Source organism: Streptomyces sp. NPDC014864, from assembly GCF_043081525.1.
In the GTDB taxonomy this organism is placed as follows: domain Bacteria; phylum Actinomycetota; class Actinomycetes; order Streptomycetales; family Streptomycetaceae; genus Streptomyces.
On sequence record NZ_JBIBWT010000003.1, the window covers coordinates 93,590 to 105,629 of the forward strand.

Annotated in this window: 13 protein-coding genes; 5 read left to right on the forward strand and 8 right to left on the reverse strand. The window is 73.9% G+C overall.

The features are described 5' to 3' along the window. The first annotated feature begins 98 nt into the window (after positions 1 to 98). The 3 genes from ACF1A5_RS06890 (at position 99) to rfbB (ending at position 1,800) form a co-directional block, all read left to right on the forward strand. Entirely contained in the window at positions 99 to 398 is a 300-nt protein-coding gene (locus ACF1A5_RS06890) for a hypothetical protein (RefSeq protein ID WP_392191779.1), read from the forward strand. A gap of 178 nt (positions 399 to 576) precedes the next feature. Then, entirely contained in the window at positions 577 to 753 is a 177-nt protein-coding gene (locus ACF1A5_RS06895; protein ID WP_392191780.1) for a hypothetical protein, read from the forward strand. A gap of 57 nt (positions 754 to 810) precedes the next feature. Continuing rightward, positions 811 to 1,800 (forward strand): dTDP-glucose 4,6-dehydratase, encoded by a 990-nt coding sequence (gene rfbB / locus ACF1A5_RS06900; RefSeq protein WP_392191781.1) that lies wholly within the window; start codon positions 811 to 813, stop codon positions 1,798 to 1,800. Between the two features lie 106 nt (positions 1,801 to 1,906). Here the strand turns inward: rfbB and ACF1A5_RS06905 are convergent, their stop codons facing one another. Then, a complete protein-coding gene (locus tag ACF1A5_RS06905) occupies positions 1,907 to 2,377 on the reverse strand; it encodes a MarR family winged helix-turn-helix transcriptional regulator (RefSeq protein WP_392191782.1) in 471 nt (156 codons plus the stop codon). 106 nt (positions 2,378 to 2,483) lie between these two features. Between ACF1A5_RS06905 and ACF1A5_RS06910 the strand changes: the two genes are divergently transcribed. Beyond that, positions 2,484 to 2,996 (forward strand): metallophosphoesterase family protein, encoded by a 513-nt coding sequence (locus tag ACF1A5_RS06910; protein ID WP_392191783.1) that lies wholly within the window; start codon positions 2,484 to 2,486, stop codon positions 2,994 to 2,996. Positions 2,997 to 3,130: 134 nt separating this feature from the next. Continuing rightward, on the forward strand, positions 3,131 to 3,541 hold the full coding sequence (locus ACF1A5_RS06915) for a DUF2267 domain-containing protein (protein WP_392191784.1): 411 nt from the start codon (positions 3,131 to 3,133) through the stop codon (positions 3,539 to 3,541). Positions 3,542 to 3,848: 307 nt separating this feature from the next. On the opposite strand, the gene ACF1A5_RS06920 is transcribed toward ACF1A5_RS06915, so the two are convergent. From ACF1A5_RS06920 to ACF1A5_RS06950, 7 genes are read right to left on the reverse strand one after another with little or no spacing between them, the layout of a single operon-like run. Further along, complete coding sequence (locus ACF1A5_RS06920) at positions 3,849 to 4,508, reverse strand: SRPBCC family protein (RefSeq protein ID WP_392191785.1); 660 nt, start codon at positions 4,506 to 4,508, stop codon at positions 3,849 to 3,851. 14 nt (positions 4,509 to 4,522) lie between these two features. Beyond that, entirely contained in the window at positions 4,523 to 5,629 is a 1,107-nt protein-coding gene (locus ACF1A5_RS06925; RefSeq protein WP_392191786.1) for an XdhC family protein, read from the reverse strand. Beyond that, complete coding sequence (locus tag ACF1A5_RS06930) at positions 5,622 to 7,226, reverse strand: VWA domain-containing protein (protein WP_392191787.1); 1,605 nt, start codon at positions 7,224 to 7,226, stop codon at positions 5,622 to 5,624. Before ACF1A5_RS06930 ends, ACF1A5_RS06925 begins: the two co-directional genes overlap by 8 nt. Further along, a complete protein-coding gene (locus tag ACF1A5_RS06935; protein ID WP_392192097.1) occupies positions 7,223 to 8,098 on the reverse strand; it encodes an AAA family ATPase in 876 nt (291 codons plus the stop codon). Before ACF1A5_RS06935 ends, ACF1A5_RS06930 begins: the two co-directional genes overlap by 4 nt. A gap of 15 nt (positions 8,099 to 8,113) precedes the next feature. Next, the gene (locus tag ACF1A5_RS06940) at positions 8,114 to 8,968 is read right to left on the reverse strand and encodes an FAD binding domain-containing protein (RefSeq protein WP_392191788.1); all 855 of its coding nucleotides are present in this window, start codon (positions 8,966 to 8,968) and stop codon (positions 8,114 to 8,116) included. Next, positions 8,965 to 11,340 carry a xanthine dehydrogenase family protein molybdopterin-binding subunit gene (locus tag ACF1A5_RS06945; RefSeq protein WP_392191789.1) on the reverse strand — a complete coding sequence of 792 codons (2,376 nt, stop codon included), beginning with the start codon at positions 11,338 to 11,340 and terminating at the stop codon, positions 8,965 to 8,967. Before ACF1A5_RS06945 ends, ACF1A5_RS06940 begins: the two co-directional genes overlap by 4 nt. Then, on the reverse strand, positions 11,337 to 11,846 hold the full coding sequence (locus tag ACF1A5_RS06950; RefSeq protein ID WP_392191790.1) for a (2Fe-2S)-binding protein: 510 nt from the start codon (positions 11,844 to 11,846) through the stop codon (positions 11,337 to 11,339). Before ACF1A5_RS06950 ends, ACF1A5_RS06945 begins: the two co-directional genes overlap by 4 nt. Positions 11,847 to 12,040: the final 194 nt, after the last annotated feature.

Below are 12,040 nucleotides of genomic sequence, written 5' to 3' on the forward strand. Positions count from 1 at the left end.
CCGGTGGCGTCCCGCGTCCCGCCACACGGGTGCGCCGCGCACCGGTCCCGGCAGGTCGCAGCCGCCGCCCGCCGCCGGGGTGCTTAGGGTCCTGGGCTGTGTCACACACCTTCGAAGAGCTCGTGGAGAAGCAGCGCGCGGCCGGCCAGGCGCACGCCAGGGTCGTCGAGCTGCGGGAGAACTACGGGCCGCCCGCGCATGCGCGGTGGACCGGGAAGCAGACCGAGACCTACGAGACCGCGTGGCGGGCCTGGCGGGACCTGGCCCGTGATCTGCAGGCCGCGGTGAACGAGTACGCGAGCGTCGAGGGAAGGCCGCGGACCGAGGTCGAGGCGGACGTCGAACGTGCCGCCGGAATCGGGGGGGCCGGACCGGAGCACCCGCCGGACGGCGCGTGACCCGCCCCCGGCACGGTCGCCGACCGCGCCGTGGTGCCCGATCACCGTGCCCGGATTCGACGTGCTCGCCCGGGTTTGACATGCCCGATTCCGGTTACGCGGAGACTTCAGGGCGACGGCGGTTCGACGCAGAACCACCGGACGGTAGCCCACACAGACAGAAGGAAGATGAGGCGTCGTGACCGCGCGCACCAGTGACAAGCCCGTCATACCCCACTCCGAGACGGGGTGGGCGACCGCCCGCCGGCTGCGGAAGAGAGGCGTGCGCACCTGCATGCCGGCGGTCGAGGACCGGCCCGCCCGGCAGGTGGACCGCAGCCGACCGGAGTGGAACATCGTCCGCGGCGAGGACTGACCCCTACCGCCGGGGCGGCCGGCCGCGAGGTGCACGGCGGTACCGGAACATCGGTCCATGAACATCCTCGTCACCGGCGGCGCCGGCTTCGTCGGTTCCGCATACGTCCGCACGCTGCTCGCCACCGGCGCGCCCGACGCGCCGCACGTCACCGTGCTGGACAAGCTCACGTACGCCGGGACACCGGCGAACCTCGAACTCGGCCACCCGCGCCTGGAGTTCGTCCACGGCGACATCTGCGACGCCGGTCTGGTCGACACGCTGACGGCCGGGGCGGACCAAGTGGTGCACTTCGCGGCGGAGTCCCACGTGGACCGTTCCATCGCCGGGGCCGCCGAGTTCGTCCGCACCAACGTGCTGGGCACCGAGACCCTGCTGGACGCGGCCGTGCGCCACGGCGTCGGCCCGTTCGTGCACATCTCCACCGACGAGGTCTACGGCTCCCTCGCGTCCGGTTCCTGGGGGGAGGACCGCCCGCTCGCGCCCAACTCCCCCTACTCCGCGTCCAAGGCGTCCGCCGACCTGCTCGCCCTGGCCCACCACCGCACCCACGGCCTGGACGTCCGTATCACCCGCTGCTCCAACAACTACGGCCCGCGCCAGTTCCCGGAGAAGATCGTCCCGCTGTTCGTGACCAGCCTCCTCGACGGCGGGACGGTCCCGCTGTACGGCGACGGGCGCAACGTCCGCGACTGGCTGCACGTCGACGACCACTGCCACGGCGTCGAACTCGTTCGCACCCAGGGGCGGCCCGGCCGGGTGTACAACATCGGCGGCGGCACGGAACTGAGCAACCGCGAGCTCACCGGTCTGCTCCTCGACGCCTGCGGCGCCGGCTGGGACCGGGTCGAGTACGTCGAGGACCGCAAGGGCCACGACCTGCGCTACAGCGTCGACTGGAGCAGGGCCCGCGACGAACTGGGCTACCGTCCGCGCCGCGAGTTCACCGCCGGCCTCGCCGAGACCGTCGCCTGGTACCGCGACAACCGCGCCTGGTGGGAACCGCTGAAGCGGCGCGCCGGACTACCCGTGCCGGGCACAGCCTGAGGCGGCCGGCCGCCCCCCTTCACAACCCCCGTCAGCCGTGGGTCTTCTCCGGAACGCGGCCCGCCGGCGCGCGGGCCGCCGGGCACGGTGCCGGTGTGCCTCGGTATCACTGCCGGGGCAGCCGTTCCAGCAGGGCGAACGCCTCGACGAGTGTCTGCCGCTCGTCCTCGGTGTACCGGTCCGCCAGGGCCTGGTCCAGCCACTCCTCGCGCACCTGCCGGTGGTCCTCGATGCGCTCGCGGCCGGACTCGGTCAGGGCGACGAGCAGGCGCCGCCCGTCGGTGGGGTCGGGGCTGCGCCGGATGAGTCCGTGCTGTTCGAGCGCCGCGAGGACGGTGGCCATCGACTGGGGACGCACGCCCTCGGCGGAGGCCAGGGCGCTGGCCGTGGCGGCGCCGTGCTTGCCGACCAGGGGCAGCGCCGACACCTGCGACGGGGTGAGGTCCTCGTCCCGCGCCACGTCACGGATCCGGCGCCGCAGCCGGCTGAACACGACCCGCAGATCGCGCGCGGCCCGCGCGGCGGAGGCGATGCCGTCGGGCACCCCGGCGGGACAGGAGCCGGGGTCGCGGTCCATGGCGCCACGCCAGAACCGTCAGCCGAGACTGTCCAGTTTCAACTGAACAGTTTGGGCTGGTGATCTCGTCACATCGCCTCGGGGGGCCCGGCAGTACGCTGCCCCCGTGCGACTGCTCCTGATGTCCGACACCCATCTGCCCCGGCGCGCCAGGGAGCTGCCCCCGCCCCTCCTCGCCGAACTGCCGCGCGCCGACGTGGTGTTCCACGCCGGGGACTGGGTCGACGTCGCCACTCTCGACCTGCTGGAGAGCCGCAGCCGCCGGCTGGTCGGCGTGTACGGCAACAACGACGGGCCCGAGCTGCGCGCCCGCCTCCCCGAGGTGGCGTACGCCGAACTGGGCGGTCTGCGGTTCGGCGTGGTCCACGAGACCGGCCCCGCGCAGGGGCGCGAGGCCCGCTGTGCCGCCCGCTTCCCGGACCTCGACGTACTGGTCTTCGGTCACAGTCACATCCCCTGGGACACCACCGCCCCCTCCGGACTGCGCCTGCTCAACCCGGGCTCCCCGACGGACCGCCGCCGCCAGCCGTACTGCACCTATCTCACGGCCACCGTGGCCGGCGGCACCCTGGCCGACGTGGAGCTGCACCGGCTGCCGCCGCGCCGGGGCAGGTCCTGATCCCGTTTCGGCACTCCGTGCCCCGGGCACCCGGAACGCTCGAACAGCCGCGATGCCCCCGGCCACCACGACGGCCTCCTCGACCGCCGGGCCACCGGCATCGAAGCCGCGAAACCGCTAGGTGGGTGTGAGCCATGCAGCACGACGCATTCATCGGCCAGGTGCAGGCCCGGGCCCGGCTCGACAGCCGGGGCGCGGCCGAACGGGTCACCCGGGCCAGTCTGGAAACCCTCGGGGAGCGGGTGCCGTCCCCCGTCGCCGAGAAGGCCGCGGCCCAGCTCCCGCACGAGATCGGCGAACATCTGCGCCGGGTGGCCCACGCGCCCGACCACCGGCCGAGCGGCGAGCACATGACCCAGCACGACTTCTTCGCCCGCGTCGCCGAACGCGCCGGCGCCAAGTACCCCAAGGCCATATTCGAGGCCCGTTGCGTGGTCGAGATCGCCAACGAGGCCACGCACGGCGCCTTCGCCCACGACATCCGCCCCTCGCTCGACAGCGACCTCGAACGCATCCTGTTCGAGATCGGCGACCAGCGGAGCTGACCCTCGAGGCTCGGGGATGAGGGCTTTCGCGGTAGCCCACAGAGAAGGGCGGCCCGTTTCGAGGGGCCGCCCCGGGGTCACTCTTCCCTTTCTCGATCTCTCGAGGAGAGCCGAGCCGCTCCGTGCGTGGAAGCGGCCCGGACGCTGCGAGTGTGCGCTGTCACGGACCTCCTTCCAGAGGAGATGAGCTGCACATGTGCTGCGGAGGCCATGCATGCCTCATCCGTTGCTCCCGCGCGTACCCGTCTCCGCGCCCTCCACACCGTCCTTTTCGGTAAACCCCTGGCAAAGTCCGCGGTGGTGTGGTTCACCGGCGCCGGCGCCGGAGCCGCCGTACGCCCGCGATCGCCAGGACCACCACGGCCACCGCCCCGGCCACCACGGCGGCGCGCTTGGCGACGGGCGCCCCGGCCGTGCGCAGCAGGTCGAGCGGTTCCGCCTCCGGCTCCGTCGTCCGCCGCCCGGGCGCCTTCTCACCCGGCGCGCCCTCCCCGGTGGCCTCCTCACCGGGCGCCTCCGGCGTCGTCTCGGTGAGCCTGCGCGACAGGCACTGCGCGAACTGGCCCACCAGCCGGTCACCCACCTCCGCCAGCACCCCGCGCCCGAACTGCGCCGGACGGCCGGTCACCGTCAGATCGGTCCGCACCGACACCGTCGTACCGCCGTCCCTCTCCTCCAGCGTGCTCGTCACGGTGGCCCGGGCGGTGCCCGGCCCACGGGTCTCCCGCCCGTTCGCCAGCAGCACGATGCGGCGGTCCGCCTCGTCCTGCTCCTCGAACACGGCGGTCCCCTTGTACGTCACCGTCACCGGGCCGACCTTGACCTTCACCGTGCCGTTCACGGTCTTGCCGTCGTACGACTCCACGGTGGCGCCCGGCAGGCACGGGGCGATGCCCTCGATGTCGAGGAGCGCCCGCCAGGCGTCGTCGACCGGCACGGGGACGGTGAACTCGTGGTGCAGCTCCATGTCTTCCTCCTCGCTCAGGCGGAACCGGCCGCGTGGATGGCTCCGGAGGTCGCGGTCAGCGGCACCCCGCTGCCGCCCCAGCGCAGCGCGACGATCTCGGCGGCGACGGACACGGCCACCTCCTCCGGGGTACGGGCCCCGAGGTCGAGCCCGAGCGGGGAACGCAGCCGGGACAGCTCGGTCTCGTCGAGACCGGCCTCGACCAGCCGTTTCCTGCGGTCGTCGTGGGTACGGCGGCTGCCCATCGCCCCGATGTACGCGGCCGGCCGGCGCAGCGCCTCCTCCAGCAGCGGCACGTCGAACTTGGGGTCGTGGGTGAGGACGCAGATCACCGTCCGCTCGTCGGTCTCCGTGCCCCGCAGGTACCGGTGCGGCCAGTCCGCGACCACCTCGACGCCCTCGGGGAACCGCTTCGGCGTGGCGAACACCGGGCGGGCGTCGCAGACCGTGACCCGGTAGCCGAGGAAGGCGCCGATCCGGGCCACCGCGGCCGCGTAGTCGATCGCGCCGAACACCAGCATCCGCGGTGGCGGGGCGAACGAGTGCAGGAACACGCTGACGGAGTCCTCCCGCCGCTCCCCGTGCGGCCCGTAGTGCCGCAGGCCGGTGGCGCCGAGCGCGAGTTCGCCGCGCGCGTCGGCGGTGACCGCCACGTCCAGTCCGGGGTCGCCGAGCGAGCCCGCCACCGCCTCGGGCCACACCGCGAGGGCCGCCCCGCGCCGCGCGGGCCCGTCGACGACCGTGGCCACGGTCACCGGCTCGCCCGCGCCGACCGAGGCCGCGGCCGCGCCGAACGCGGGATCCGTCTCGGGCGTCACGGGGCGGACCAGCACGGTGATCTCACCGCCGCAGGTGAGCCCGACCGCGAACGCGTCCTCGTCGCTGTAGCCGAAGGTCGCGAGGCGGGCCTCGGACTCGGCCACGACCTCCTGGGCGAGGTCGAAGACCGCCCCCTCCACACAGCCGCCGGACACACTGCCGACGACCTCGTCGTCCGGTCCCACGGCCATGGCCGCCCCCGGTCCGCGCGGCGCGCTGCGGCTGACCGACACGACGGTGGCCAGACCGAACGGCACGCGCGCCGCATACCAGCGCTCCAGCACCGGAAGAAGATCACGCACGCTCCGCTCCTCTCCTCTCCCACGTCCCGAGGGCCCCGGTTGCCCCGCCGGGCGGGGTTTCGCCGGCGGCGGTCCCCGCCTGGTTCCCCGTTCCGGCGATTCCCGTCCGGCTTCCGGTTCCCCTGCCGGGCGGGGCCTCGCTCATGGTCCCCGCCTGGTTCCCCGTTCCGGCGGTTCCCGTCCGGCTTCCGGTTCCCCTGCCGGGCGGGGCCTCGCTCATGGTCCCCGCCTGGTTCCCCGTTCCGGCGGTCCCCGTCCGGCTTCCGGTCCCTCTGCCGGGCGGGGCCTCGCTGGCGGCGGTCCCTCTCTCGCTCCCCGCTCCGGCGGCCGTCGTCTCGCTCCCGTCTCCGGTGGTCCCCGCCGGACTCCCCGCTCCGGCGGCCGGGTCGTCGCCGCGCACGACCGCCGCCAGATGCTCCAGCGCGGCCAGACTGTGGCCCTCCACGAAGGCGTCCACGCTCGGCAGCGCCGCCGCCATCCCGGCGGCGAGCGGTGCGTAACCGGGCCGGGCCTTGCGGGGGTTGGCCCAGATCACCCGATGCGCCAGCCGGTGCAGGCGCCGCATCTGGGCGGCGAGCAGCTCGGGGTCGCCGCGCTCCCAGCCGTCGGACAGCAGCACCACGACCGCGCCGCGGGCCATGCCCCGCTGTCCCCAGCGGTCGAGGAACTCCCGCAGCAGCTCCCCGAGGCGGGTACCCCCGCGCCAGTCCGGCACCGCCTCGGCGACCGCGGCCATCGCCAGGTCCGGGTCGCGGTGCGACAGTTCACGGGTCACCCGCGTGAGCCGCGTGCCGACGGTGAACACCTCCGCGCGGCCGCCCCGGGCGGCCGCGTGCGCGAACCGCAGCAACGCGTCCGCGTACGGTGCCATGGAGCCGCTGATGTCGACGAGCAGCACCACCCGGCGCGGCCGTTCGGCCCGTGCCTGCCGCCGCAGCCGCGCGGGCTCACCGCCGCGCCGCAGCAACTCCCGCACGGTGCGGTGAGGATCGACGTCTCCGCGCCGGGCCGGGCGCCGCCTTGCGGTGCGCCGCGGCCGCCCGCTCAGCGCGAACGCGGCGAGCAGCCGCCGCACCTGCGCGCGCTCGGCGTCGTCGAGGCCGGCCACGTCCCGGTGCCGCAGCACCTCCGCGGTGCCGGCCAGCGTCGCGGTGGGCGGGCCCTGCCGGGTTCCGTCCGGCGGTCCGGTACGGGCTCCGGTGGGAGCGTCCCGCAGCACCGGCCGCAGCCGGGGCGGGGGAGCGGAGCTCGGGGCCCGGGCCGTGGCCTCGCCGGCGCCGAAGTACGCGGCGAACACCCGCTCGTACCGCTCCAGGTCGTCCCGGTCGCCGCAGAGCGTCAGCCGGCCCGCCCAGTACACGTCCGACCGTGCCGCCGGCCCCAGGACGTCGACCGCCCGCAGGAAGGCGTGCACCCGCTCCGAGCTCGCCGCCACACCGGCCGCCCGCAGCGCCCGCGCGAACCCGAGCAGCGCGGCGTCCGCACCGGGCGGCCCCGCCGTCCCACCGTCCGGCCGGACGCTCCCGGACCCCCGGGCGCCGGACGGGGCCCCCGCTGGTACGGCGCGTTCGCGGTCGGCGTCCGGCACGGTCGTCACGCTCCCCGGGCCGCGAGGACGGCGGTGAAGTCCAGGGTGCGGGCCCGTTCCGCGTCCTCGCGGTACTTCAGCACCGAGCCGAGGGTGGCGACCGCCAGTTCCGCGTTCACCTCGTCCGCGCCGAGCGCGTCCAGGGCGCGGGCCCAGTCGATCGTCTCGGCCACCCCCGGAGGTTTGACCAGGTCCTCGGCGCGCAGGGCCTGCACCAGGGTCGTCACCTGTTCCGTCAGCCGCGCGGACACCTCCGGCAACCGCCGCCGTACGATGGCGAGTTCACGGGCGAAGCCGGGATGGTCGAACCAGTGGTAGAGGCAGCGCCGTTTCAGCGCGTCGTGCACCTCGCGGGTCCGGTTCGAGGTCAGGACGACCACCGGCGGAACCTCGGCCCGCAGCGTGCCCAGCTCCGGAATGGTCACCTGGAACTCCGACAGCACCTCCAGCAGGAACGCCTCGAACTCGTCGTCCGCCCGGTCGATCTCGTCGACGAGCAGCACCGACGGCTGTGTCTGCAACGCCCGCAGCAGCGGCCGCGCCACCAGGAACCGCCGGTCGTACAGCTCCCGTTCGAGACGGTCGGCGTCCTTGACCCCGGCCGCCTCGGCGGCCCGCAGATGCAGCAGCTGACGGGGGAAGTCCCAGTCGTACAGCGCCTGCGATGCGTCGATGCCCTCGTGGCACTGCAGCCGGATCAGCGGGGCGTGCAGGGCCTCGGCGAGGGCGGAGGCGAGCGCGGTCTTGCCGACGCCCGCGTCACCCTCGCAGAAGATCGGCCGGTGCAGCCGCAGCGCCAGGAAGCAGGCGATCGCCAGCCCCTCGTCGACGAGGTACCCCGTCTCCTCCAGGCGGGCCCGCACCTGCTCCGGGCTGTCCATGGGCACGATCGGCGCTCACCCCATTCCGGCTGCGGCCAGCACGGCCCGCCTGGTCAGCACCCGCGCCAGATGCGCCCGGTACTCCGGCGAGGCCGAGGCGTCCCGCGACGGCCGGGTGCCCTCGGCGGCGGACTCCGCCGCCCGCGCCACGGCCCCGGGACCGCCGGCACCGGTCAGCGCGTCCTCGGCCGCGGCGGCCCGCAGCGGGGTCGCCCCCATGTTGGTCAGCCCCAGGCGCGCCTCGGCGACCCGCCCGTTCTCGCGCCGAACCAGTGCTGCCACGCCGACGATCGCCCACGACTGGGCCACCCGGTGGAACTTCTCGTAGTGGAATCCCCAGCCGTCCGTCTTCGGCACCCGCACCTCCACGAGGAGTTCGTCGGGCGCGAGCGAGGACTGGAGGTAGTCGACGAAGAACTCGCGCGCCGGGATCGTGCGCCGTCCGCCCGGCCCGGCGGCGACCAGTTCGCCGTCCAGGGCCAGCAGCACCGCGGGCAGGTCTCCGGCGGGATCGGCGTGCGCGAGGGAGCCGCCGAGGGTTCCCCGGTGCCGTACGGCCGGATCGGCCACCGTCCCGGTCGCCGCCGCCAGCAGCCCCGCGTACCGCCGCACCAGCGGGTCGCGCACCACGTCGTGGTGGGTGGTCAGCGCCCCGACGACGAGCGTGCCGCCCTCTTCGCGGACACCGCGCAGCTCCGGGATCCTCCCGACGTCGACGACGAGTTCCGGGAAGGCCAGCCGCAGCCTGAGCAGCGGCAGCAGGCTCTGCCCGCCGGCCAGCACCTTCGCCTCCTCGCCCGCGCCGGCCAGTGCGCGCACCGCCTCCTCGACGGTCGCCGGCCGGGTGTAGTCGAATGCCGGAGGAATCATGCCGAGGTCTCCTTCCGGGCCGAGCGCACCGCCTCCCACACCCGTTCGGGTGTGCAGGGCATCCGGACGTCGTGGACCCCCAGCGGACGCAGCGCGTCCACGACCGCGTTGACCACGGCCGGCGTCGAGGCGATCGTGCCCGCCTCGCCGACCCCCTTGGCCCCCAGCGGGTTGGAGACGGCGGGCGTCTCCGTCCGGTCCGTCACGAACTCGGGCAGGTCCGGCGCCGCCGGCACGAGGTAGTCGGCCATCGAGCCGGACAGCAGGTTGCCCTCGTCGTCGTACACGGCCTCCTCGTACAGCGCCTGCGCGATGCCCTGCGCGAGCCCGCCGTGCACCTGACCCTCCACGATCAGCGGGTTGATCACCCGGCCGACGTCGTCGACGCAGACGTAGGACCGGATCCGGGTGAAGCCGGTCTCGGTGTCCACCTCGACCGCGCACAGGTGGGTGCCGTGCGGATAGGAGAAGTTCTCCGGGTCGAGCAGGTACTCGGCGTTGATGGTGGGCTCCATGCCCTCGGGCACGTCGTGCGAGAGGAAGGTCTCGAAGGCGACCTCCTGGATGGTCTTGCGCGCCTCGGGCGATCCCTTGACGGAGAACACGCCGTGCGCGAAGTCCAGGTCGTCCTCGCTCGCCTCGAGCAGGTGCGCGGCGACCCTGCGCGCCTTCTCCACCACCTTCTCCGCCGCCCGGTGCACGGCCGCCCCGCCGACGACCAGGGACCGCGAGCCGTAGGTGTCCATGCCCTGCGGCGCGGTCAGCGTGTCGCCGTGGACCACCTCGACGTCGTCGAACGGCACGCCGAGCACGTCGGACGCGATCTGGCTCCAGCAGGTCACATGGCCCTGCCCGTGCGGGCTGGTGCCGGTGACCACCTCGACCTTGCCGGTCGGCAGCATCCGGATGCTCGCCGCCTCCCAGCCGCCCGCCGCGTACCTGAGGTCCCGCAGCACCCGGCTCGGCGCCAGGCCGCACATCTCCGTGAAGGTCGACACGCCGACGCCGAGCCGGACCCGGTCGCCCCGTTCGTTCCGCTTGTGCTGCTCGGCGCGGAGGTCGTCGTAGCCGAACAGGGCGAGGGCCCTGTCGGTCGCGGCCGCGTAGTCGCCGCTGTCGTAGGTGAGGCCCGCGACCGTGGTGTACGGGAACTCCTCGTGCCCGATCCAGTTCCGGCGCCGCAGCTCCACCGGGTCCACACCGAGCTCGGCCGCCAGCTCGTCCATGATCCGTTCGATCGCGAACGTCGCCTCCGGGCGTCCGGCGCCACGGTAGGCGTCGGTGGGGGTCCGGGTGGTGAACACACCGGTGCAGGTGAAGTCGTAGGCGTCCATCTTGTAGATCCCCGGGTACATGAACGCGCCCAGGATCGGGATGCCGGGGGTGACCAGCATCAGGTAGGCGCCCATGTCGGCCAGCAGGTCCACCTTCAGGCCGAGGAGCCGGCCGTCCCGGGTGGCCGCCATCTCGACGTCCTGGATCATGCCGCGGCCGTGATGGGTCGCCAGGTAGCCCTCGGAGCGGGACTCGGTCCACTTCACCGGCCGGCCCAGCCGCCGCGCGACGGCGAGGGCGAGGGCCTCCTCGCCGTACACCTGGAGCTTGGAGCCGAAGCCGCCGCCCACGTCCGGGGCGATCACGCGGAGCTTGTGCTCGGGGACGCCGGTGACGGCGGAGAGCATGATCCGCAGGATGTGCGGGATCTGGGTCGCCGAGTACACCGTGTACTCGCCGGATGCGGGGAGCGGAGTGACGACGACCGCGCGGGGCTCCATCGCGTTGGGGATCAGGCGCTGCTGGTGGAAGCGGCGCCGGACGACCACGTCGGCGCGCTCCCTCACCGCCGCGTAGTCCTCGCCCGTCTTCAGCGGCCAGACGTAGCAGCGGTTGGTGCCCTGGTCGGCGTGGACCAGCGGGGCGTCGTCGGCGAGCGCGGCCTCCAGGTCCAGGACCGGGGGCAGCGGCTCGTAGTCGACCTCGATCGCCTCCAGCGCGTCGGCGGCCGTGTACCGGTCGCGGGCCACCACGACCGCCACCGGGTCACCGGCGTGACGCACCTCGTCGACGGCGATGGGCGGGTGGTCCGGCAGCATGATGTCCTCGGTGACGGGCCAGCCGCAGGGCAGCGAGGCGAGGCCGTCGGCGAGGTCGCGGCCGCTGAAGGCGGCCACCACGCCGGGGCGTTCGAGCGCCGGGGAGACGTCGACACGCTCGATACGGGCGTGCGCCATGGGGCTGCGGAGGACGGCGAGGTGCAGCAGCCCGGTGACGGTGATGTTGTCGGTCCAGTTGGTCTGCCCGGTGATCAGACGGGCGTCCTCCTTGCGGAGCCGGGACCGGCCCACCTCACGTCCGACGGCCTGGTCGGTCATGCCGTGACCTCCTCGGACGGCGCGACGGCGGCCTTCCGGGCGGCGCCGTTCTCCTCGGCGGCGGCGAGCACCGCGCGGACGATGTTCTGGTAGCCGGTGCAGCGGCACAGATTGCCCTCGAGTGCCTGGCGGACCTCGTCCGAGGTGGGGTGGGGGTTCTCGCGCAGCAGATCGCGCGCGGCCATGATCATCCCGGGGGTGCAGTACCCGCACTGCAGGGCGTGCCGCTCGTGGAAGGCGCGCTGCAGAGGAGTCCACTCGCCGTCCCGGGCCAGTCCCTGGACGGTGGTCACCTCGCCGCCGTCCGCCTGTACGGCCAGCACCGAGCAGCTCTTGACGCTCGCGCCGTCCAGCTCGACGGTGCACGCCCCGCAGCTGGAGGTGTCGCACCCGATCGGGGTGCCGGTCAGGCCGAGGCGGTCGCGCAGGTAGTGGACCAGGAGAAGGCGGGGTTCCACGTCGTCCTCGTAGGCCGTGCCGTCCACCTTCACCGAGATACGGGTCATGTGCCCTCCCTGAGACCGTGCGGGCAGAAGTGAGGATCAGCTACCTTGCGTGATGCAAGTCACTCTATGGCCGGTCCCGAGGGGCGGCGAGTGCTGTGACACGCTTTTGTTGAGCGTTAATCCACTGCTGTCGGCGTCGGGCTCACCCCGCCGTCTCCGCAGCCCTGCGCGCCCCGCGACCGGCTCTCCTCGAC